This window comes from uncultured Shimia sp. (assembly GCF_947493595.1).
Lineage (GTDB): Bacteria > Pseudomonadota > Alphaproteobacteria > Rhodobacterales > Rhodobacteraceae > Shimia.
Map to the genome: position 1 here is coordinate 117,639 of NZ_CANLRL010000007.1, position 22,947 is coordinate 140,585.

Genomic DNA, 22,947 nt, shown 5'->3' on the forward strand with positions numbered 1-22,947 from the left:
GTGTCTATTTTGCGACTTCGGGCCTTCACTTTTGCAGTGGCGGCGCTTGGGGCTTTTGTGTTTGTTGCGGTGGGCCTGCCGCTGCCCTTTTTGTTTGGACCAATGTTGGCCTGCCTCATTGCGGCGCTCAGTGGTGGCAAGTTTGCGGGCTTTGGTGAGATCACGGCCGCGGCCAGAACCATTCTTGGGGTGGCCGTGGGGACTTCGATTACACCAGAAGTGGCGGCTCAATTGCCCAGTATGGCGGGTTCGATTGCGCTGATGCCGATCTATATTTTCTTGATTGCACTGATTGGCGTGCCGTTCTTTCACAAGATCTGCAAATTTGACCCGGTGACGTCTTACTACGCGGCAATGCCTGGCGGATTGCAGGACATGATTTTGTTTGGCCAAGAAGCCGGGGGCAACGCACGGGTGCTGTCGTTGATCCATGCCACGCGGGTACTGGTGATTGTGTCGGTGGCACCGATCACGTTGATTTCGGTCTATGATGTGAGCCTGTCCAATCCAATGGGACAACCTGCGTCGGAACTACCTGTGCATGAGATGGCAATTATGGTTGCCGCAGCCTTTGTTGGCTGGAAGGGCGGCGAACGTATTGGGCTGTTTGGTGCGTCAATATTGGGGCCAATGATTGTGTCGGCGGCATTGACTATGGGAGGCGTGTTACACTCGCGCCCGCCACAGGAAGCGATTTGGGTCGCGCAGTTCTTTATCGGGGTGGTGATCGGCGTTCACTATGTCGGTGTCACCATGCGCGAACTGCGCAGTGTGGTGCTGTCTGGGTTGGCATTTATGGTTGTTCTGGCGGTATTGGCGGCATGTTTTGCCGAAATCGTCAGGCGGCTTGGTCTCGCGCCTGCAATGGAGGCATTTCTGGCCTTTGCTCCAGGCGGGCAGGCGGAAATGACGGTTTTGGCAATTGTGGTTGGCGCTGATCTCGGGTTTGTCATTGCGCACCACCTGACGCGGATAGTCTTGGTAATTTTAGGCGCGCCGATCGCGGCGCGCCTGTTAAAGCCTAAGGCCTCTGGTTAGCCCTTCTTCTGAAAGGCGATCATGACGAGGGCCAACAGAGATGAGCCAAGCATCAAGAGCAGGCTGACTGCGTTCAAGAGCGGGGTAGAGCCCTCTTTGAGGCGATCAAACATTGCAATGGTCAAAGGGGCATCAGAGCCGACCAGCATCAGCGTGGTGTTGAAATTCTCAAAGCTCATCAAGAAAGCCACCACAAACGCGCCGATCATCGCAGGAGCGAGGTAGGGAAGGGTGACGGTTCGGATCGCGGTGAGCCGACCTGCGCCAAGGTTCAGCGCGGCCTCTTCCAAAGTCTTGTCAAACTTCTGCAGGCGCGCGCCAATCACCAAGGTTGCGATTGTCGTGATGAAGGAGAATTGACCAAGGATCACCAACCACAGTCCGGGTCGCAGGGCTTCTACGTCCCATTGGAAGCCATCCCATAGGCCATTTGCCAAGCGGCTGGAGGCGACGAGAATGGAGATGCCAAGCACGATGCCAGGGATGACCAAGGGCAGCAGCATAAAGACGTAGAGAATGCTTTGGCCGCGGAACTTGTAGCGGTTGAACAAGAAGGCATTGGAGAGGCCAACCACCATTGAAAGCGCTGAAACGCAGAAAGCAACAAACACTGACGTGCCAATAGCGCGCAGGATTGAACGTTCATGGAAAGCGCCAATCATCGGGCGTTCGGAGCCAAAAAACCAATTCCAGGTGAACCCTTCCCAAGGCAGGGAAGGGAACTGACTGTCGTTGAAGGCAAAGGCCGCGACAACGATTAATGGCAGTGCAAGAAAGATGAAAAACAGCACCACGTAAGCTGTGTAGGCGGTGGTGACAAAGCGGGATTGTGGGATCGAAGGGATCATGTTGCTCTCCTTAACCCATGGTCTTTTCAAGCGATTGGCCTGTGAGGCGCAACATGCCCCAGACAATCACGGAAGACAGGATCAACAGAAGGAACCCAAAGGCCGCACCGAGCTCCCAATTGAATCGTACGATGAACTGAGAATAGATCAACTCGGTGAACCACAGGCTTTCTTTGCCGCCCAACATAGTGGGGGTCAGGTAGTTGCCGAGGCAGAGCATGAACACAACAATGGAGCCCGAGACGATGCCTGGCATCGCGTGGGGAATGATGATTTCGCGCAAAACGCTGAAGCCGTTGCCGCCGAGATCATAGCCTGCTTCGACCACTTCGTCTGAAAGGCTTTCAAGCGTTGTGATCAGTGGTACAACCATAAACAGCATGGAGGTATAGACCAACCCCACCATAATTGCGGCATCGTTGTAGAGCATTTCAACAGGGCCACTGGCGAGGCCGACAGATTGCAGCAAGTTGGAAATGATACCGGTTTCACGCAGTAGGATCATCCAGCCAAAGGTTCGGACCAGTTCGGAGACCCAAAACGGCACAAGACACAGCAAAAAAAGTGCGGATTGCGCGCGACCCTTGGCCATTTTTGCAATGTAGTAAGCGACCGGAAACCCGATCAAGAGGGTCAGTATGGTCGCAAATATCGACATCACTGCGGTGCGCAAGAAAGTCACCATGTAGAGTGGCTCGGTGAAGAAGGTGAAGTAGTTTCCGAGGCTGATTTCATATTGGCCGACGCCGACACGCTCACGCAGGGAGACCAGTAAGAGGTCGATGTGAGGGATCACAATCAGCAGGCTGAGCCAGAGAAGAAATGGCGTCAGCAAAAGGATGAGTCCAAGTTTGGCTTCGCGGTGCATCAGGACGCTCCTGCAGAGAAGCAATTGGCTTGATCGCTGGCCCAACCGATGTGCACCGGCGCACCTTTGGTGAGATTTGCAAATTCACCAGATTGCGGCAGGTTCACGGCCACTTCTTCGTGACCTTCCGTATCGCGGACCATCACGCGTGAAGCGGCGCCGTTGAACAGAATAGAGGTGACCGTGCCGGAGATTTGGTTGTCAAAGCTGGCAAGATCTTCGGCATTGTGGGCGATGCGAATGGCTTCGGGCCGCACAAAGGCGTCAACTGTGTCTCCCTGAGACAATGATCGACCTTGCGTCGCGCCGCGAAGCGTCAAGCCGCTTGTGGTTTGTACTAGGGTGTTGTTTCCGTCTTGTTTTACGACTTTGCCAGACCAGCGATTGCTGTCTCCCACAAATCCCGCAACGAAAGCGGTGTCGGGGCGGTAGTACAGGTCTTGTGCGCTGCCTACCTGCTCAAAGCGTCCGGCGTTCATCACTGCTATATTGTCAGACATCACCAACGCCTCTGATTGGTCGTGGGTGATATAAACAAAGGTGGTGTCAAAGGCGGCCTGAAGGGTCTTCAGCTCCACCTTCATGTGCTCGCGCAGTTTTAGGTCAAGTGCGCCAAGTGGTTCATCGAGCAAAAGGACGTCAGGCTCAAGCACCATACAGCGGGCAATAGCCACGCGCTGTTTTTGACCGCCAGAAAGCTCATCAACGCGACGGTGGCCGATGCCGGGTAAGCCAATGCGCTCCAGCGCCTCGTCGACTTTGAAGCCAATGTCTTTCTTGTGCATGCCTGCGCGGCGCAGGCCGTAGCCGATGTTGTCGGCAATGTTCATCATTGGGAAGAGAGCGAGGTGCTGGAACACCATGTTCACGTGGCGCTTGTTGGGCGGCACGTTTAGGACCGAATTGCCTTTGATCTGGATGTCGCCACTGCTCGGCTCCAGGAAACCTGCAATCATGCGCATGATGGTGGTTTTACCACAGCCAGAAGGGCCGAGGATCGAGAAAAATGACCCCGCCGGGACAGAGAAGGAAACATTGTCCACCGCTGTTGTCTCGCCAAATTTTTTGGTGAGGTTGGTGCACTGCAGATCGGGCGTCATTGGGAGGTCCTTTAAAGTCGTAAAAGCGTGCGCCCGCGAGGACACACGCTGATTTTTGGTAGTTGAAAAGCGCTGGCTTATTTTGCGGCTTTTACGCGGTCCAGAACGCCACCTTCGATGGCTTCAAGACCAGCTGGTACTGGCGGGTACCACTTGATGTTGTCGATGGCTTCGGCTGGGAAAGACCCCTGGTAGCGTGCTTTCAGATCCGCAGAAGCGAATTCATCAGCACCTTTGGATGCGGTGAAGTTGCCTGCGGCTGCGGTGATCATTGCGGCCACTTCTGGCTGCATCACAAAGTTAATCCATGCGTAGGCCGCGTCATCTGCTTTGCCTTTGGCTGGCAGAACAAAGGTATCTACCCAACCCAAAGCACCAGCAGCAGGCGCCACAAAGGTGATGTCCGCATTATCAGCGTTCAGCTTCCATCCACCGGTGTCCCAAGCCATGGAGGCCACAACTTCGCCGGAGCGCATCAGACCCATCAGTTCGTCGCCGCCACCCCAGTAGGTTTTTACGCCAGCTTTACATTCGATCAGCTTGGCTTCGACCTGAGACATGATGTCAGCGTAGGCCGCTTCGTCACCGTATGCGGCAAACGGATCCAGCCCCATGGAGAACGCGAACCCAATCAGAGTCGGCCGCTTCAGGCGGTAGGATACTTTGCCGGCAACGTCGGAAGCGCAGAGGTCGGTGTAGTCCTGAACCATGGAGGCTTTGGCAGTGTCGACCACGAGACCAGATGTGCCCCAAACATGCGGCACGCCATAAACATCGCTGCCAACAGTGGTGTTGCCCTGTGTGGCTTCCAGCATGGAGGGGATAAAGAGGGACGCGTCGATTTTGGACAGGTCAATTGGCTTATAGATGCCAAATTCGGCTTGCGGGCCTGCGATGCGGTCTTGGCTTGGTTGTGCCAGGTCAAAACCACCGCCGCCGGTGGCGCGCAGCTTAGCGATCATCTCTTCGTTGTTGGACTTGGTCACTTCAACGGTGTGGCCGGTCTCTGCTTCAAATTTGGCAACAACTTCTTCTGGTGCGTAGCCGCCCCAAGTCAAAAGACGCAGAGTGTCGGCGGACGCAGCACCGGCGCCAAGTGTGGCGGCAACGGCGATGGTCGCGGACAGCTTAAATGATTGATTTTTCATGGAACATATCCCCCTGGGATTTTTCTTTTGGTGTTTGGTGCCGCTACCATGGGGGGAATGTATCATTTGGTCAAATATTTTCGTGTCGCGTTACGAAAGTTTTAAAAACCGCAATTTGGGGTTGTGTCGCGGCGGTGTTGAGCTGTGTTGCAAGTTGGAAAACCGTACTGATAAGTTTGCGCAAGCTGCGACTTTTGTCTATGTTTATGGCTGATTTTGACATTTACATTGCGCTTAGTAAAAGTATTGTCCAGCTTCGATATGCGCGAGGAAAATATGACAACAGATCCAGCTGCCGAGATAGACTTGGCACCTCATAGCGCAGCATTTGCTGTGAACCCCTATGCCACTTATGCGGCCATGCGTGCATTGGAAACACCATACTATTGGGAAGACGCCAATACGTGGATGCTAACAAAAATTGCAGATGTTGAGGCTGTGGCACTCAACAAGACCATGCTGCGCAACAACGATGACTATATCAGCGCAGAAGATCGCAAGGCGCAACAACGCGCGATCAATTTCCACGACATGCCGTTCCATGAGCATTACGTGCAGGTTAACTTGCTGGAAAGTGAGGGGGCGACACACGACCGATTGCGCAAAGTGGTGTTTCGCGAGTTCACGCCGGCGATGATTGCGCGACAGCGGGACGCGATTCAAACTTTTGTTGATGGGCTGCTTGATGAGCTGTCCGAACAAGACGACATTGATTTTGTCAGCGATTTTGCAGCCCACGTGCCTGGCCACATTATTGGTCGGGTACTGGGTGTCCCGGACGAAGACGCGCCAAAACTACGACATTGGTCCGAGGAGGTTGTTCGATACTTTGACCCAGGGCGGGGAAATGCGGACAAAGCTCGGGCCGAGGTCGCAACAAAGGAGTTCTACGAGTACCTGCTAGACCTGTTAGCAATTCGTGAGACCGCGCCGCAGGACGACTTGTTAAGTCGCCTGATTGCGCACCGCGACGCGGGGCAGTTGAGCCAAGACGAACTGATCTCCACAGCCATGTTGATTTTAATGGCCGGCCATGGATCAACCATTGACGTGCTAGGGAGTGGCTTGCATTCCCTCTTGCGGTTTCCAGACCAGCATCAGCGGTTGCGGGACGATCCCGCACTAATAAAAACGGCCGTGCAGGAGATGTTTCGATTTGAATCGCCCCTGCCGTACTTTCACCGGTTTGCCACTGAAGATACGGAAGTTGGCGGCATGATGTTCCCCGCGGGAACACGATTTGGGTTGCTTTACGGCGCAGCGAACCGTGACCCGGTTCGTTTCCAACACCCGGATAGTTTTGATGTTGGACGGGCGCCAAACCGACACATGGCCTTTGGCGGAGGAGGGCATTTTTGTCTGGGCAACCATCTCGCACGTCTGGACATGGACGTAATCTTCTCGACAATCAACGCGCGTTTCTCCAGCGTCGAGCTCGCCGAAGCAACGCCGGAATACAAACGCGGCCTTTCTGTGCGCGGGCCCAAAGCGCTGCGTATACGTTGGCAACGGGCATAAGGGCAGGAAAAAATGATCAAACTTACGTTTGTGCAAGCGGATGGGACGCAAGTTGAAACGGATGCGTCACCTGGAATGTCTGTGATGCAAGCTGCGGTGAACGCCGGAGTGGATGCCATTGCGGCGGAATGCGGTGGGGCCTGTGCTTGCGGCACCTGCCATTGCGTGCTTTCGCAGGACTGGTTTGGTAGAGTGGCCGCGCCGGAAGCTGACGAGGTCGACATGCTTGAATTTGTGATTGATCCGCAGCCCACCAGCCGTTTGAGCTGTCAGGTTGTTGTCACTGAGGACATGCATGGCATCACAATCAGAGTTCCGGCGTCGCAGGTGTGAAGGCGCATGCTCCCACATGCATTTGACGCCTCTGCGATAGTTTTCAATGAGACACCCGTTGATCTTAACCTGTGGCCATACGATGTGCCTGCTGCAGGCCGGACGCTTGTCCAGGCCGACCACGGAATGGTGCGGCAGAATTATCACGAACATGTCCTGATCCTAACGCTTCAAGGAACTGGGCGCATCGAAGTGGGAAAGGCGCAATTTGAGGCACGTCCCGGAGACCTCGCTTGGATTGATACGGCACTTTCGTATGCGCATGGCGCAGGTTATGAGACCGATTGGGGCTATCACTGGATGGCCATTTCAGGGCATGGATTGCACGCCTTGCATCATCTGTTGGGCTTTGATGAGGTGCCGGTGGCGAGCGGTTGTGGTGATCTGGTGCCGGTTTTTGAGTCCGTGTTTGCGCGGTTGTCGAGGTCTGACGGGGGCAAAGCCGCTCTTCTGAATTCTCTTGTACCAAGAGTGCTGGAGAAAGCGTTCTTGGTGCGCGGGCGGGAGCAACCTGTTAATCAAACGACAGCAGTTCGGCGCGTCACTCAAAGGGTTCGGGCCGAATTGCATCGCCCTTGGGACATTGCCGAACTGGCCGACATTTCCGGACTAAGTCAGTCTCAGTTGTTTCGGCGGTTTAAGGCCGAAACAGGAAACAGTCCCATAGGATGGTTGCGAAAGGAACGGATCGTCTTGGCGTGCTACCTACTGCGTACAACGGCCTTGTCGATCGCCCAGGTTGCGCTTCAATGCGGTTACCTGGATCCATTCCATTTTAGTCGGGACTTTAAGCGATTGCAGGGGCGCGCTCCTCGCGCATTTCGAGCTCAGTTTCGGAAGGAAGGGTGATTGGGTTCAGCGGTGGCAGGTGGACCGCGGGCCTTTTTTGACGACCGCTCAGTTTGATCGAAAGCATGCTTTCAAGTGTGAAGTAGGCGCGCATCATTCGGAAGACCGTGTATTCGGGGAGGCAGAGAATGGCGCGGGGCGTTTTGTTGATAAGTACAGCGCCTAGTGCCACCAAAGTAGGCGCGCCGAGGATCACGGCGGCAACGGCCGTCCAGAGTGGTCGTGGGCCGGTGTCGAAGGGCTCCAGTAGTTCAATCAGACCAAAGATCACCAAAGGGATGCCCATGGTGCGCACGGCTGTATTGAGCAACATGATGGGCAAGACAAGCCAGCCACGCAGAGAGGGATTGCGAAACTCGGTTGCCTCGCGGCAGCGGGACGTGATGTGAAACGCAGATCGGAACCATCGCATGCGCTGCTCCCGCATGTGCGCGTAGGTCGCCGGCACTTCTGACTCGTAGCGTACGTGCTGGTCTACCTGGACACGGTAGCCAAGCTCACCAATACGCATGGACATGTCACTATCTTCTCCGTTGAGACCAAAGGCAAACCCGCCGAGTTTACGCACTAGATCGGTGTGATACACAGCAAACATGCCTGGGATGGCGACTTGACCGTCAATCGATGTGTTGGCGATGGCATAGTACCCGTGATTGATCAGCACTTCGGCTAATCGAGCGCGCTCAAAAAAGGAGCGACCTCGGGTGTTTGGCACGCCGCCCAAGCATCCTAAGTGCGGATCGGTGAAGTGCCGTAGGGCCAGTCGCAAAGAGTCTTTGTCAATTTGTGTGTCTGCATCGATCCGGATGACCAAATCGGTTGTCACAGCGGCAAAGCCAGTGTTGAGGGCATGTGCTTTGCCGGGGCGTGGCTCGTTGATGACCCGGCCTTGGGCGTGCTTAAAGCTGTCAAATGTGGCGTTGGCAACGTCGAAGGTGTCGTCGATTGAGTTGTTGTTCACAACGTAAACCATGACATGGCCCGAGTAGTTTTCGGCGGCCTTGTCAATGGCCTGCAGCGTGGCCGCGATAATGTATTCTTCGTTGTGGGCCGGAATGACAATTGTGACGTCTGGCGCGAAATTTTTTGCGTATTTTTCTTTCCGGCGGTCCCAGATCGCGAGCAAAAACATCATGAAAAAAAGCGATGGCAGGAACAGAAAAACGCCGGGGCCAAGACCGCCTAGCAAAGCGCGACCTCTGAGCCAGGAGACTGTTTGTAAATCCAACTGATTGACCCACCAAGACAAAACACCTGCGAGGACCACGAGTATCCAAAATCGCCCAAAGGAGCGCAGGGGATGGGCCGGAGTGACAGCCATATGCACTGGTGCTGGCATTTCGCCCCAAGTGTAGAGGCGGGCGGAGAAGATTGCGAAGCCGATCAGACCTGTCGTGATTTGTAGATTGCGCAGAGAAATCGGGACATCGAAGGCTTGCCACAGAAAGACAGAAAACAGATCGATGGCGAGACAAATTGCCAGAAACGAAACGACCAGATCGGCAATGAATTTCAGGCGTACAATGGCAGAGCCATTGGCGAACACCCCAAAGCTCACAAAGAACACCAGAAGAAAGTGGCGAATGGCGATGAAGTGCTGCCCGGGCACTGGCGCAAAGACCCAGTCATTGGCCGTAAAAAAGCTTCCGAGCAGTGCGTCGTTTTGCAAGACGATCAGCGATAGGGCGCCGAGCACAGTGAAAGTTGCCAAAACTGCTGGTGCCTTCCAAAGCGGTACGCGGCCTGACAGTTTTGCGGGCTGGCTGTCTACCGACCAGTATTCGTTTTGGGAGGCTTTGGGTGGATTGCTCACCGTGTCTCCTGAAAAATGGACAAAAAAAGTCCGGCCCGATTATTGTATCGGACCGGCATGGCGTTTGGGAAGTGTTTATGCGGCGGGTTGGGCTTGACCGGCAAGCAAGGCCGCCTCTGTCACAACACCGGCGTGCTGGTCTTTGGTCCAAATCGAGGCCGCTGCGACGGTAGTGCTGTCAAAGCGATCGGCATAGCGCTCTGCAATCTCGACGGTTTCTTCCAGCAGCCCTTCTTCTAGAGTTGTGGGCTCAAGTCCCAGCGCGATGAAGCTTGCGTTGCTGACTCGAAGGTCGTTTTCAGCCGCCTCCTTGCGAGGGTTCTCGACCATCGCCACTTGCGCATCGCTGATGGAAGCCACCAAGCGGGCCAGATCGCGCACGCGATGGGTTTCTGTCATCTGGTTACGGATCACAACGCGGTCGCCTTTTGCGGGCGGGTTTTCAATCGCCAAGCGAATGCAGCGCACAGTGTCGCGAAGGTGGATGAACGCGCGGGTTTGACCGCCGGTGCCGTGCACCGTCAGAGGGTGGCCGACAGCCGCCTGAACCAGGAAGCGGTTCAAAACCGTGCCGTAGTCACCATCGTAGTCAAACCGGTTGATAAGGCGCTCGTCTAGTTTGGTCTCGGGGGTTTGCGTGCCCCAAACAATGCCTTGGTGTAGGTCGGTCACTCGGATCTGGTCGTTCTTTGCGTAGAACTGGAAGAGCAGTTGGTCCATGGATTTGGTCATGTGGTAGACGCTGCCCGGGTTGGTTGGGTAGAGGATCTCTCGCTGGTAAATGACATTGTCATCGCCTGCGACCATGACTTTTTGGTAGCCTTCCGGGATTTCCAAGCCGTCGCCATCGTAGCCGTAAACCCCCATGGTTCCGAGGTGCACAACATGTGTGTCCAACCCCAGCGCGGCAATTGCGGCAAGCAGGTTGTGGGTGGCGTTTATGTTGTTGTCCACAGTGTAGCGTTTCTCGGTCAATCCGCGCATGGAGTAGGGGGCGGCACGTTGTTCGCCAAAGTGCACAACTGCCTCGGGCTTCAATTCATCTAGCAGAGAGTGCAGGGCGTCAAACTGCTGGGCTGCGTCGATGTTTTCGAAGCGGATGGCGTTGCCGGATACCTCTTCCCAGGCTGTCAGGCGATCTTCGACGGATGCGATTGGTGTCAAGCTTTGCGCTCCAAGGTCTTCGTCAATGCGACGGCGGGACAGGTTGTCCACGATGGTCACATTGTAGCCACTGCGCGACAGGTGAAGCGATGTGGGCCAGCCGCAGAAACCGTCGCCGCCGATGACAATAATGTTCTTTTCCATGGTAGTTCCCTCCAAAATTCTGTTTCGGTGTTGGAGAGATTTCGCGTTTCCCTTTTTGGTTCTTTCGAAGTTCCCGCTTCATCTCTTGAACCAAAGATGGGATATGTGAATAGATTTCACTTAAGAATTTGAGACAGGGATTTCAGCAGATGTGCCAAAGTAGCACGACGCTTCAAGTAGTGTCTTAGCACAGCGGATAGGATGTTGGCTAAAACGACCAGCGGACGCCAGCGAGAAATGCGAGGCTGTCTTCATACTGGTCTGTTGAGTCAGTATATTCGTATCTGCGAAGCAGCGCATAAAGATCGATCTTGGGCGATTTTACTTTTTGCACAACCGCTATGCCGTAAGAGCGGCTGGAACTGAAGGACACGGGAGATGAGCGGTTTTGATAGATGTCGTCGCCGTCATAAATGTCGACAGAGATGGCCGTTTGCCCCAAGTCAAACCAGCGGCCGATGTAGCCTAGTTTGCCATAGTAATAATCTGCGCCACTGCTCTCGTGCCCCGTGGCCATGGTGACGTTCCAGCCACTGGGGCGGTGCAGGATAGAGCCGGAGGCGATGAAAACGTTTGGACGCTCTTCTATCCATCGCAATGCGCCACCCGCACGGACACGAAAGTCACCGTGATCGCCATCGTAGCGCAGAGACGTATCTGCATAGAGTTGGTCGTCGTTGTAAGAGAGCACTTCCTGTCCAGCGGCAGCGATAAAGCGCCAGCCGTTGGTGATTGGTGCGTCGTATCTCAGTCGAAACCGACGGGAACTGCCCATGGAGCGAAAGGCCTGTTTGATCCGTTTGTTGTCGGGAGTGATCGCGCCAAGCGGAGCCAGCAATTGCCCTCCGGCGGCATCTTGCACCGGGGTCCCTGCAACTACGGTTGTAAGTGACAGGTCCAACCCCGTGATGCCGTCCGCAGACATGGCGCCCTGTCCGATAGTGAACCGGCCATAGGTGTCGTGCACGAAGCCAATCTCGAGTTTGCGAAGTTGCGTGCGGTCAAACTCGTAGTTGTCGTCGTGCGGGTCGTTGCGGTTGACGACATTGGTTTCTTTCCATTTTAGCGCAATCTCACCGCGCGCGTGCAACCGCCAGCCGTCGCTGAGAGGTGTGTCATAAGTGGCACCGACCCTGGAAACGGACTTTGAGTTGTCGACAAACCAATAGGTATTGTCGGTTGGGCCGTCGTCATAGCTCAGGACGCCGCGGTTGATTTGGCCATAGAACGTGACGCCTTGCGGAGGCGCGTCACTCTGTTGTGACACTGCCGGTATGGCGCTGCTGAGCAGAACTGCTAGTCCAAGAGCTGTAGTGGTTTTTTGCACGGGCCGCCCTCCTGAAAGTATCAGAAGGGATTGCGGGGGGCGTTTCAAGTGTTTGCTGGACCAACTGGCACGAGCGCGTTGGCCCAGCAACAGAATACTGAAGTCTTGGTGCTAAAGTGCCTGCCAGGCTGCGTTGTTTTTTGACGATTGTTGGCAGGCGTGAATGAAGCGCATGCCCGCGAGACCGTCCGAAAGTCCTGGAATATCTTGGGCCGCATCATGCTCGCCTGACAATTCGCGGGCGATGTCTCTGTAGAGCGTGCCAAAGGCTTCCAAATAGCCTTCCGGGTGACCTCCCGGCGTACGTGACACCGCGTTCGCTGCGTCATTTGCGCCGACACCTGCACGTGTAATGCGTTGTTCGACACCGCCAATGAGTGTGAAGATCAACTGATTGGGGTTTTCCTGCTCCCAGAACAATCCCCCCTTGGTGCCGTGAATGCGTAGTTTTAGCCCGTTCTCCGAGCCAGTTGCCACCTGGCTGGCAAAAATGGATCCACGTGCACCAGACGTGAAACGGAGCATGATATTAGCGTTGTCGTCGACTTGCCGCCCATCGACAAAGCTGCTGAGGTCGGCGGCAAGATGACTGGCCTCTTCGCCAAGCACAAAGGTCGCCAGGTGATAGGCGTGCGTCCCGATATCGCCAATTGCGCCTGCGCCGCCAGTGCGCTCCGGGTCGGTGCGCCAGGCCGCTTGTGCGTTATCGGGATCGGCAGTGTGGGAGAGCCAGTCTTGCAAGTATTCTGCATGTACCAAGCGAATGTCGCCCAAATCACAGTTGGCGACCATCGCTTTGGCTTGTCGGATTAGTGGTGACGCACTGTAGTTGTGGGTCAGGAAAAATCGTGCGCCGTACCCGTAGCATTCCTGTGCAAAGGCCTCGGCCTGCGCCAGGTCGGTGGTGAGTGGTTTGTCACAAATGACGTGGACTCCCGCCGCCAAAAAGGCGCGTGCGATTGGCAGGTGCATATGGTTGGGGGTGACAATGGACACCGCGTCGATACCGTCTTTGCGTGCGCTTTCGGCGGCAGCCATCTCTTCAAAAGCGCTATAACTGCGGTCAAGTCCCAACGCGACCGCGCTGCGTTGGGCCTTCTCGGGTGTTGAGGACAGGCAGCCAGCAACCAAATCCCAATGTCCGTCCAATCGTGCGGCCATGCGGTGCACGGCGCCAATAAAGGCGCCTTCGCCGCCGCCAACCATGCCAAGTTTTAATTTTTGCATTTGGCCTCCTACAAACCAAGCAGCGCACGGGTGTCAACTCGGCTCAATCCGCTGTCAGCGAAATCGTCAAACGCCTTTTCGGTCACGTTGATGATGTGATCCGTTATGAAGGGTGCGCCTTCTGCGGCGCCTGTGGCGGCATCCTTCAGGCAGCATTCCCATTCCAGAACAGCCCAGCTGTCATAGCCGTATTGCGCTAGTTTTGAGAAAATCGCGCCAAAGTCGACCTGACCATCGCCTAGCGAACGGAAGCGCCCTGCGCGCTGAAGCCATGGCTGATAGCCAGAATAAACACCCTGACGGCCATCGGGGCGGAACTCGGCATCTTTCACGTGATAGGCGGTGATGCGTTCGTGATAAATGTCGATGAACGCCAGGTAGTCGAGCTGTTGCAGCAAGAAGTGACTGGGGTCGTAGTTGATGGTGCAGCGCTTATGGCCGTTGAGACGATCAAGCAGCATTTCAAAGGTTGCGCCGTCAAAAAGGTCTTCGCCGGGATGCAATTCAAAGGCGATGTCCACTCCAGCCTCGTCATAGGCGTTCATGATCGGCAACCAACGCTTTGCAAGTTCGTCAAACGCTTCCTCAATCAACCCTGCCGGCCGTTGCGGCCAAGGATAAAGATAGGGAAAGGCCAGAGACCCGGAGAAACTGACCGACGCTTTAAGCCCCAAGTTCTGGGAGGCCTTCGCCGCTTTAAGTAGTTGGTCTTGCGCCCACTCTTGTCGCGCTTTGCGATTGCTGTGCACTCCTGCGGGCGCAAAGCCGTCAAACTGCTTGTCGTACGCAGGATGCACCGCAAGCAATTGTCCTTGAATATGGGTGGAGAGTTCGGTGACTTCCATCCCGCGATCTGCCAATAGTCCAGTCATTTCGTCACAATAAGTTTGTGAAGAGGCGGCTTTGTCGAGATCAAAGAGCCGTGTGTCACCAGAAGGGATTTGCAGCCCTTTGTAGCCCAGACCAGACGCCCAATCCGCAATGGTTTCCAACGAGTTGAACGGCGCTTCGTCAGAGGCAAATTGCGCGAGGAACAGGCCAGGCCCTTTGAGATTTGTGGGCATCAGGTCTCCTCCAGCTCCATGATTACAAAGGCATCGTCCGCGCCAAAGGGCGCTGGGCGCTCGCAGGTGCTTTGGATTGCGACTGTTTGTCCGCTGTCGCCTGCATGTAAGATCGCGCCCATGACCTCGACCACATGGAGGGCCAACTCGTTGTTGCAGCGATGTTGACGTCCATCGCGGATGGCGGCGGCCATATCTGCCAGGCCCGCGCCGCGGTAATTGGCATTGTCGCCATCATTGGGTTTGGAGAATGGGTGGCCGGTGGAAATCAGCGCTTCATCGTCGTCGCTTCGGACAAGCCGTAGTTGGCCACCGAAGAAGTTGGGGTCCGGCACATAGAGCGTGCCATCGAGGCCATAGATTTCCATGTTGTTGTGCTCATGGGATTTTACATCCCAGCTGGTGCCGTAACTGATAATCGCCCCACTTGCGAACTTCAGTATCGAATGCACGGTTGTCGGCGTTTCTACTGGAATTTGTTCGCCATTGCGTGGACCACAGGCAATCGTGCGGTGGCTACGTGGGCTGCTGCTCACGGCTGTCACACTTTCAACGGGGCCGAGCAACTGCACAAGGTTGGTCACGTAGTAGGGGGCCAAGTCGAAAATTGGACCCGCTCCAGGTAGGAAAAAGAAATCCGGATTTGGATGCCAATGCTCCATGCCACCGCTCATTACGTGGATGGTGCCCGAGGTCACTTGGCCAATTTCGCCGTTGTCCAAAATCTCGCGCGCTTTCTGGTGGCTCCCGCCCATGAAAGTGTCGGGGGCGGAGCCGATGCGTAGGTTGCGAGCGGCGGCCAGTTCAGAAAGCGTGGCGCCTTCTTCTGCAGTCAGCACAAAGGGTTTTTCCGAATAAACGTGCTTGCCGGCTTTCAGGATTTCACTCGATACCTCAAAATGCGCTGCCGGGATGGTCAGGTTGACCACAATTTCAATCTCCGGATCGGCCAAGAGTTCTTCAATGCTCAAGGCACGCAAGCCAAACTCGGCAGCCCGTGCCTCGGCGGCTTCTGGATTCAAGTCGGCGCAGGCGACAACTTTGTAGTTTTTGAAAAACTGTCCCATACGCATGTAGGTGGTGGAGATGTTGCCGCATCCAATGATGCCAACTTTCACTGCGGTTCCCATGATCAAATGTCCTTCAGGTTGGCCATAGAGACAGATGCAAAACGTACTGCGTCGCTCGGATTGTCTTGTTCTGCAACCAGAATGGCATTGGGGGCCTGGTCGCGGATTTGGCGGATCAATCCGGGCCAATCCATCACGCCTTCCCCAATGTCGGACCAACCGTCTTCATCGAGGCCTTCTCCTTCCTTGGCGATGTCTTTGACATGCACTGCGACAAGGCGGTCTGCGTGTTTTGCGACAATCGGCGCTGGGTCCAAGCCTGCTCGGGCTACCCAGCCAAGGTCGGCTTCCCAGCCGATGTCCGGCGCGTTTTCCAGGATAATATCCATTGGGTAGCTGCCGCCCTCCAACGCTTCAAATTCAAAGTCGTGGTTGTGCCAGGAGAATGTCTTGCCAGCTGCGCGCACTTTTGCGCCGATCTCGGACAGCTCTTTGCCAAACGCTTGCCAGCCGGCTTTGTCGGCTGGGCGTGCTTCGGCCACGAGGTAAGGTACGATGATGTGTTTGATGCCAAGGGTATCCGCAAGCATCATAGCGCCGTCAAAGTTGTCGCGCAGGTCGTCGATGCCAAAGTGACCACTTGGCATGGTCAAGCCATTCGCAGACATGGCCTCAGCGAAGGAGTCGGGATCGCCGTAAACGCCACCATAACCTTCCACGCTGGTGTAGCCGAGTTCGGCCAAGTTCGACAGAAACGCTTCTTGGCTCGCGACATTGCGCGAGGAGTACAGTTGGAATGAAAAGCTCATGAAAGTCTCCAGAAATGAGCGTCAAAGACGGTTTTCAGTTGATTTGTCAAAGAGGGATCCCTGAGCGGGATCAAAGCCGATTTTGAGTGCGTCGCCTGCAGCCACACTGGCTTTGCCACTCATGCGGAAGCGGAATGGGATTCCGGCGAGCGTGGTGTAAATCAGTGTGTCAGAGCCCATCGGCTCTACCAATTCCACAGTGATTTCAGCGGTGAAGGGTTGGTGATCTACGTCTGTTCCGGTGATGACGGACTCTGGGCGGATGCCGAGCCAAGCCGGACGCGCCGTCAGCGCGCCCTGCGAGGCGTCATATCCCGTGAGAGGGAAGTGCATGTCTGCGGATAGGAATTCTCCGCCGCCATCGGTAATGGAGCCCTCAAAAAAGTTGATCGTGGGAGACCCAATGAATCCCGCCACATATTTGTTGGACGGACGGTTGTAGACTTCTGATGGGCTCGCGATCTGTTGCACCACACCGCCGCGCATGATGGCAATGCGATCGGCGAGGGTCATGGCCTCGACCTGATCGTGCGTCACGTAGATCATCGTGTTGTCGAGCTTCTGGTGCAGGAGTTTGAGTTCCACCCGCAAGTCCGCTCGCAGTTTGGCATCCAGGTTGGACAGCGGCTCATCAAACAGGAACACGTCCACGTCGCGTACCAGAGCTCGACCAATTGCAACCCGTTGGCGTTGTCCGCCGGAGAGAGCGGCTGGCTTGCGCTTTAGTAATGGTTCGATCTGCAGGATTTCAGCGGCACGTGCCACGCGCTTTGCGATTTCCGGTTTTGGAACTTTGGCGTTTTTCAAACCAAACGACAGGTTCCCTTCTACCGACATCTGCGGGTACAGCGCGTAGGATTGGAACACCATGCCAATGCCACGCTCAGACGGTTCTTCCCAAGTTACATTGCGGCCGCCGATGTGAATTTCACCATCCGTGATGTCCAGCAGTCCAGCGATGCAGTTGAGCAAAGTGGATTTGCCACAGCCAGAAGCCCCAAGAAGTACAAGAAACTCGCCCTCTTGGATGTCGATGTTGAGTTTGTCCAAAACGCGCACGGCGCCAAACTCTAGAGTGAGGTCTTTTACGTTTATGTTGGTCATAGTCAGCCCTTTACTGCACCGGCTGCAATGCCGCGCACGAAGAGTTTGCCGGAGGCAAAGTAGATGATGAGAGGGACAAGGCCGGTGAGCATGGTTGCGGCCATGTTGACGTTGTATTCTTTGACGCCCTGCACTGAGTTCACGATGTTGTTGAGCTGCACCGTCATTGGATAGGTGTCCGGCTTGGTGAAGATCACACCAAAGAGAAAGTCGTTCCAGATGCCGGTGACTTGCAGGATGATCGCCACAACAAAGATTGGCAGGGCCATTGGCAACATGATCTGAAAATAGATCTGCCAGAAGCCAGCGCCATCAACCCGTGCCGCTTTGAAGAGCTCTTCTGGTACCGAGGCGAAGTAGTTGCGGAACAGTAGGGTCAGGATCGGCATGCCGAAGATTGTGTGTACGATCACCAATCCCCAGATGCTGCCCATTAGGCGTATCTTGGTGCCGGTTATGAGCGAAAGTCCTTCGCCGGCTTCACGCAGGAGGATCACTATGGGATAAATCATCACCTGATAGGGAATAAATGCACCAAAAATCAGGATGGTGAAGAAAACTTCGGAGCCCTTGAACTTCCACAGTGACAAGGCGTAGCCATTTACCGATGCAATGGCGATGGAGATCACTACAGAGGGAACAAGGATTTGAACCGAATTCCAGAAGCCACGGGACAGGCCATCACAGTTTATACCGGTGCAGGCCTCGGCCCAAGCTTTGACCCACGGCTCAAATGTGATTTCCACCGGAGGAGCAAAGACGTTCCCAAAGCGGATTTCCGGCATGCCTTTGAGCGACGTCACCATCATTACGTAGAGTGGTAACAGGTAGTAGAGTGCGGCCACAAAAAGCGTGCCATAAAGCATAATGTTTGTTGGGGTGAGGCGCTTGCGGGGTTTGGTCCCGCGCGGAGCTGCGCTAAGGGCGACGGGGGTATCAGTCACGGCCTTTGCCTCCAAATTCGAGATAGGCCCATGGGATAAGCACCACGAGGACCGAAAGTAGCATCATGGTGGAGGCCGCGAAGCCTTGGCCAAGGTTCTGAGCCTGGAACATTTTTTCAATGACATATTTGGCGGGCACTTCGGACGCGATGCCGGGACCACCCGAGGTTTGTGCCACCACTAGGTCGTAGACCTTGATGATGCCTGCAGCGATCAGAACCAGAGCCGTTACAAAAATCGGACGCATCATTGGAACGACAATGAAGATGTAGGTCTTCCACACTGGAATGCCTTCAACGCGTGAGGCTTTCCAGATGTCTTCGTCGATGCCGCGCAAGCCTGCCAGCAGGATCACCATGATAAAGCCTGAGCCTTGCCAGATACCTGCGATCAGAATGCCGTAGATTACGATGCTGGGGTTGTTCAGCGGGTCAAAAGTGAAGCTTTCCCAGCCCCAACGCTGTACCACGCCTTGAATGCCGAATTGAGGGTTCAGAATCCACTGCCAGACGAGACCGGTTACAACAAAGCTGAGCGCGAAGGGGTAAAGGAATATGGTGCGGAACACCCCTTCGCCGCGGATTTTTCGATCCAGAAGTGCGGCCAAAACAAAGCCGATCAAAAGGCTCAGTACCAATGAACAAATGCCATAAATCGCGAGGTTCTCAATTGAGACAAGCCAGCGGCGTGTGCTCCAAAGACGCTCATATTGGTCCAGTCCTACCCATTTGTCAGGCGCGGGCAGCAGTTTGGATTTGGTGAACGAATGGTAGATCGTCCAGACGGTACAGCCGATGAACACCACAAGCGCGGTAAAAATCATCGGTATAGCGGCAAGTTTCGCCGTCATGTTTTTGAAAAGGCGGTTGGGCCGCTTGGTGGTCGTCCGAGGCGACTCCACATCTGCGCCGTCTGTCACAGCCATGGCTTGGGTCTCCAGCCTGATGGGTCTGAGTTTGACCTCCATCAGGTCCGATATGGGGAAAAGGGTCAGCAGGAATACGGAGCCTGCCCTAGGGGCGGGCTCCGTACTTTGGATTAGTCCGCGTCTGCGATGATCTCGGCATATTTTGCTTGAGCATCTGCCGCTGAGTAGGACGGGTCGTTCCAAAACTCGACCATCAGGTCTTCGATCTGAGTAGAAGTGTCTGCCGACAGAACCTGGTCGCCAGATTGCAGAATGTTGCCGGAAGCCAAGATCTCCAGACCTTTCTTCATGCAGTCATTTGCAGCTGTGAGGTCGATGTCGCCGCGCACGGGCAACGAGCCTTTTTTCAGGTTGAAGTTCACCTGTACTTCTGGGCTCAGGAGCAGTTTGGCCAGCTCCTTCTGCGCCGCTTCGATTTCAGGATCGTCTTGTTTCGGGAAGTAGAACGCGTCGCCACCGGTGGAAATGATTTCGTTCACACCCAGACCTGGCAGACAGGTGTAATCCTGACCCGCAACTTGACCGGCCACCTGGAATTCCCCCTGTGCCCAGTCCCCCATAACCTGGCCGCCAGCTTGACCAGTGATCACGAGGTTGGTGGCTTGGTTCCAGTCTTGAACTTTTGAGTTCGCGGCCATGGCCCGTGCCGCTGCGGCAGCTTCAAACACCTTGGCCATTTCCGGGCCTGCCGCAGCATCGGCGTCTTTGTTGACGTTGATTTTGTTCCATAGGTCAGGGCCACCCACCGCCACATTAATCACGCCAAAGGCACCGGAAGACTGCCAGGCTTGCTGGCCCATCGCGAGTGGGATTTTGCCAGCGGCTTCAAGCGCAGGGGCAGAAGCAACAAACTCATCCCAATTGGACGGCACGTCGACGCCAGCGTCAGCGTAGGCTTGATGACTGAGCCAAATCCATTGCCAGGAGTGGATGTTGACCGGTGCGCAATAGATTTTGCCGTCAACTGTGCAGCTGTCGAGCAGGGAAGTCGGATTGACCGTGTCAGCCCAACCTTCGGCGGTCGCGACGTCGGTCAAATCAAGCATCAAGCCAGCTTCGATAAGCTCTTCCGCCTGGCGGCCGTGGTTCAGTTGTGTTGCATGCATTGGATCGCCGCCGATGATCCGGCTGACAATGATTGGGCGGGCGGTCCCACCAGAACCGGCAATGGCGCCGTCTACCCAATTGTTGCCAGTCGCATCAAAGGCTTTGGCAAACTCTGCGACCGCAGCGGCTTCTCCGCCTGATGTCCACCAGTGAGTGACTTCAAGGTCTGCTGCGGACACGGCGCCGGCCGCACAAAATGCAATCGCGGCCGTGGTTGCTTTGTATAAGTTCATCATATCCTCCCAATGTCGGCCAATGCGGCCATGTAATCGATTACATCTCCTCCCAGACATACCCGTCTCATTCCGAAGCCGTAAGCATTTGCGCTATTATTTGGACCGGTTGACAGACGTGTGTAATCGATTACATATCGGTAACTCGCAGAAGTGAATTGAGTCAATAAATAATTTGAGGCCCAAAAATAATAATGAGAAGTGCCAAGCCCAAGGTTATCGATGTTGCCCGTTTGGCAGGGGTTTCAACCGCGACGGTAAGTCGGGTCTTGAACGACCCCTCCATGGTATCTGAGGCCACGAGGGAGGCCGTTCAAAAAGCGGTTCAAGACACGGGGTACCGTGTCAATAGGGCGGCTCGAAATCTGCGAACAAACAGGTCTCGAACGGTTCTAGCTTTGGTGCCAAATCTATCCAACCCATTCTTTTCAAATATCCTTTCCGGGTTGGAGCGGGAATTAAATGCGTCTGACTATAGCTTGCTTGTTACCGATAGCAGCGACGTCACATTAAGCAGCGACCAACTTCAGCGATACATCTCTGCCGGGCAAGCCGACGGGTTGATAATTTTGGATGGAGATATCGATCAGCGTGAGCTTGAGGCGCTGCAAGCGGTGCTAGCTACAGTTCCGGTGGTTTTTGCTTGTGAATGGGTGGAGGGATTTGCCTGTCCATCCGTACGGGCGGACAACTCAGAAGGGATTCGCATGCTTGTGGATCACCTCTGGGAGCTAGGGCACCGCAGGTTTGGCCATGTCGCCGGGCCGAGCACCAATGTACTGTCCCGGAAGAGGCAAGAAGCGTTTGCAAAGTTCGTGCGTATACGAGGTGGTGACCTGCGGCAGGCGTGGATGTTGCCGGGGAACTTCTCAATAGAGGCAGGCAAAATAGCAGCCAAGAAAGTGGCTACACTTCAAAATGGTCCAACGGCTTGGATTTGCGCAAGTGACCAGATCGCGTTCGGATTGATCGCAGGGCTGACAGATGCCGGGGTGAAGGTGCCTGATGATCTATCCGTAACGGGGTTTGACAATATCGAAATGACCGAGGTGTTTAACCCGCCGCTGACAACGATCCATCAACATCGCAACAAGATGGGCAACGAGGCTGCACGACAACTGTTGCATCAGTTGAAAGGTAGCCACAAGGTCATCAACGAACCGACCGTGATGCCGGTCTACCTGGTTGCGCGAAAAAGCACTGGGCCCGTTACGCAGGCGCGTGTTTAACCGCCTGTGTGGCTCATGTGGCGCGACATTTGACCGTCAACCTTCTGGCGGGAGTAATCAAAATCATGTCCCTTAGGTTTGAGTGCAATGGCAGCTCGGATGGCATCTTCCAACGCCGCGTCGCCTTCGCTTCCGCGTAAAGCGCCGCGCAGATCGGCCATATCTTCTTGTCCCAAGCACATAAACAGCTGTCCTGTACAGGTGAGGCGCACACGGTTGCAGCTTTCACAGAAGTTATGGGTCATTGGGGTAATGAAACCAATTTTTTGCCCGGTTTCCTCAAGTTTGACGTAACGCGCGGGTCCCCCCGTGCGCTCGGCCAAGTCGGTCAAGGTATAGCGTTCCGCTAGTTTGCCTCGAAGTTCGTCTAGAGACCAATACTGACCTATGCGGTCCTCATTACCCAAATCGCCCATGGGCATGACTTCGATCCAGGTCATATCCATATCACGATTTGCGCACCATTCTGCGAGGGTGAAGAGTTCGTCTTCGTTGAACCCTTTGAGTGCGACAGCATTGATTTTAATGCGTAGGCCTGCTGCCTGTGCGGCGTCGATTCCTCGCATCACTTGTTCCAGCCGGCCCCATCGCGTGATTTCGGCAAACTTCTTATCGTCGATAGTATCAAGAGAAATGTTCACCCGGCGCACGCCGTACGCGTAGAGCTCTTCCGCAAAGCGCTCGAGTTGTGACCCATTTGTTGTAAGGGTGAGTTCTTTGAGGGCACCGCTGTCTAGATGACGCTTCATGCCTTTGAAGAAGGTCATGATGTCGCGACGCACAAGAGGCTCCCCGCCTGTGATGCGCAGTTTCTCCACGCCCAGCCGGATGAAAGTAGAGCACATGCGGTCCAATTCCTCGAGCGTCAGAAGCTCCTTTTTGGGGAGGAACGTCATATTCTCGGCCATGCAATATACGCAGCGGAAATCACATCTGTCTGTGACGGATACACGCAGGTAAGACACGGCGCGGTGGAACGGATCAATCAATGGTGTGGTCATGGCATATTGGTAATGGCACAAGCGGAGATGAGCAAGAGCGGCTAAAGTGGTAGGCGATCTTGCTGCAAATTTGCGATCGGC

Annotated in this window: 21 protein-coding genes; 5 read left to right on the forward strand and 16 right to left on the reverse strand. The window is 55.1% G+C overall.

The features are described from left to right. The first annotated feature begins 9 nt into the window (after positions 1–9). Positions 10–1,038, forward strand: a complete 1,029-nt coding sequence (locus tag Q0955_RS15970; RefSeq protein WP_299426414.1) for an AbrB family transcriptional regulator — start codon at positions 10–12, stop codon at positions 1,036–1,038. Here Q0955_RS15970 and Q0955_RS15975 read toward each other — a convergent pair. From Q0955_RS15975 to Q0955_RS15990, 4 genes are all read right to left on the reverse strand, one after another. After that, positions 1,035–1,886 carry an ABC transporter permease gene (locus Q0955_RS15975; RefSeq protein ID WP_299426116.1) on the reverse strand — a complete coding sequence of 284 codons (852 nt, stop codon included), beginning with the start codon at positions 1,884–1,886 and terminating at the stop codon, positions 1,035–1,037. The genes Q0955_RS15970 and Q0955_RS15975 overlap by 4 nt on opposite strands. 10 nt (positions 1,887–1,896) lie before the next feature. Then, on the reverse strand, positions 1,897–2,754 hold the full coding sequence (locus tag Q0955_RS15980; protein WP_299426119.1) for an ABC transporter permease: 858 nt from the start codon (positions 2,752–2,754) through the stop codon (positions 1,897–1,899). Beyond that, a complete protein-coding gene (locus Q0955_RS15985) occupies positions 2,754–3,854 on the reverse strand; it encodes an ABC transporter ATP-binding protein (protein ID WP_299426121.1) in 1,101 nt (366 codons plus the stop codon). Before Q0955_RS15985 ends, Q0955_RS15980 begins: the two co-directional genes overlap by 1 nt. 77 nt (positions 3,855–3,931) lie before the next feature. Next, the gene (locus Q0955_RS15990; RefSeq protein ID WP_299426124.1) at positions 3,932–5,002 is read right to left on the reverse strand and encodes an extracellular solute-binding protein; all 1,071 of its coding nucleotides are present in this window, start codon (positions 5,000–5,002) and stop codon (positions 3,932–3,934) included. A gap of 276 nt (positions 5,003–5,278) precedes the next feature. Between Q0955_RS15990 and Q0955_RS15995 the strand changes: the two genes are divergently transcribed. The 3 genes from Q0955_RS15995 to Q0955_RS16005 are packed head-to-tail and all read left to right on the forward strand — an operon-like array spanning position 5,279 to position 7,702. Continuing rightward, entirely contained in the window at positions 5,279–6,520 is a 1,242-nt protein-coding gene (locus Q0955_RS15995; protein ID WP_299426127.1) for a cytochrome P450, read from the forward strand. A gap of 12 nt (positions 6,521–6,532) precedes the next feature. Next, positions 6,533–6,853 (forward strand): 2Fe-2S iron-sulfur cluster-binding protein, encoded by a 321-nt coding sequence (locus tag Q0955_RS16000; RefSeq protein ID WP_299426130.1) that lies wholly within the window; start codon positions 6,533–6,535, stop codon positions 6,851–6,853. 6 nt (positions 6,854–6,859) lie between these two features. Continuing rightward, entirely contained in the window at positions 6,860–7,702 is an 843-nt protein-coding gene (locus Q0955_RS16005; protein ID WP_299426133.1) for an AraC family transcriptional regulator, read from the forward strand. On the opposite strand, the gene Q0955_RS16010 is transcribed toward Q0955_RS16005, so the two are convergent. The 11 genes from Q0955_RS16010 to Q0955_RS16060 all read right to left on the reverse strand — a co-directional run bounded on the left by Q0955_RS16010 (position 7,641) and on the right by Q0955_RS16060 (position 20,636). Next, positions 7,641–9,515, reverse strand: a complete 1,875-nt coding sequence (locus tag Q0955_RS16010; RefSeq protein WP_299426136.1) for a glycosyltransferase — start codon at positions 9,513–9,515, stop codon at positions 7,641–7,643. The genes Q0955_RS16005 and Q0955_RS16010 overlap by 62 nt on opposite strands. Before the next feature lie 75 nt (positions 9,516–9,590). Continuing rightward, a complete protein-coding gene (locus Q0955_RS16015) occupies positions 9,591–10,823 on the reverse strand; it encodes an NAD-dependent epimerase/dehydratase family protein (RefSeq protein WP_299426139.1) in 1,233 nt (410 codons plus the stop codon). A 208-nt stretch (positions 10,824–11,031) separates the two neighbouring features. Continuing rightward, positions 11,032–12,150 (reverse strand): porin, encoded by a 1,119-nt coding sequence (locus Q0955_RS16020; protein WP_299426142.1) that lies wholly within the window; start codon positions 12,148–12,150, stop codon positions 11,032–11,034. Between the two features lie 111 nt (positions 12,151–12,261). Then, positions 12,262–13,377 carry a Gfo/Idh/MocA family oxidoreductase gene (locus Q0955_RS16025; RefSeq protein ID WP_299426145.1) on the reverse strand — a complete coding sequence of 372 codons (1,116 nt, stop codon included), beginning with the start codon at positions 13,375–13,377 and terminating at the stop codon, positions 12,262–12,264. An 8-nt stretch (positions 13,378–13,385) separates the two neighbouring features. Further along, positions 13,386–14,441 (reverse strand): sugar phosphate isomerase/epimerase, encoded by a 1,056-nt coding sequence (locus tag Q0955_RS16030; protein ID WP_299426148.1) that lies wholly within the window; start codon positions 14,439–14,441, stop codon positions 13,386–13,388. Continuing rightward, entirely contained in the window at positions 14,441–15,571 is a 1,131-nt protein-coding gene (locus Q0955_RS16035; protein WP_299426151.1) for a Gfo/Idh/MocA family oxidoreductase, read from the reverse strand. Before Q0955_RS16035 ends, Q0955_RS16030 begins: the two co-directional genes overlap by 1 nt. A gap of 2 nt (positions 15,572–15,573) precedes the next feature. Then, complete coding sequence (locus Q0955_RS16040) at positions 15,574–16,320, reverse strand: sugar phosphate isomerase/epimerase (protein WP_299426154.1); 747 nt, start codon at positions 16,318–16,320, stop codon at positions 15,574–15,576. A gap of 21 nt (positions 16,321–16,341) precedes the next feature. Continuing rightward, complete coding sequence (gene ugpC, locus Q0955_RS16045) at positions 16,342–17,424, reverse strand: sn-glycerol-3-phosphate ABC transporter ATP-binding protein UgpC (RefSeq protein WP_299426156.1); 1,083 nt, start codon at positions 17,422–17,424, stop codon at positions 16,342–16,344. Positions 17,425–17,426: 2 nt separating this feature from the next. Beyond that, on the reverse strand, positions 17,427–18,368 hold the full coding sequence (locus Q0955_RS16050) for a carbohydrate ABC transporter permease (protein WP_299426159.1): 942 nt from the start codon (positions 18,366–18,368) through the stop codon (positions 17,427–17,429). Further along, positions 18,361–19,191 (reverse strand): sugar ABC transporter permease, encoded by an 831-nt coding sequence (locus tag Q0955_RS16055; protein ID WP_299426417.1) that lies wholly within the window; start codon positions 19,189–19,191, stop codon positions 18,361–18,363. Before Q0955_RS16055 ends, Q0955_RS16050 begins: the two co-directional genes overlap by 8 nt. Positions 19,192–19,406: 215 nt before the next feature. Next, positions 19,407–20,636 (reverse strand): ABC transporter substrate-binding protein, encoded by a 1,230-nt coding sequence (locus Q0955_RS16060; protein ID WP_299426162.1) that lies wholly within the window; start codon positions 20,634–20,636, stop codon positions 19,407–19,409. A 194-nt stretch (positions 20,637–20,830) separates the two neighbouring features. On the opposite strand from Q0955_RS16060, the gene Q0955_RS16065 reads away from it, so the two are divergent. Then, complete coding sequence (locus tag Q0955_RS16065) at positions 20,831–21,865, forward strand: LacI family DNA-binding transcriptional regulator (RefSeq protein ID WP_299426165.1); 1,035 nt, start codon at positions 20,831–20,833, stop codon at positions 21,863–21,865. Here the strand turns inward: Q0955_RS16065 and moaA are convergent. Next, complete coding sequence (gene moaA, locus Q0955_RS16070) at positions 21,862–22,866, reverse strand: GTP 3',8-cyclase MoaA (RefSeq protein WP_299426168.1); 1,005 nt, start codon at positions 22,864–22,866, stop codon at positions 21,862–21,864. The two genes, Q0955_RS16065 and moaA, sit on opposite strands and share 4 nt — an antisense overlap. Positions 22,867–22,947 lie beyond the last annotated feature (81 nt).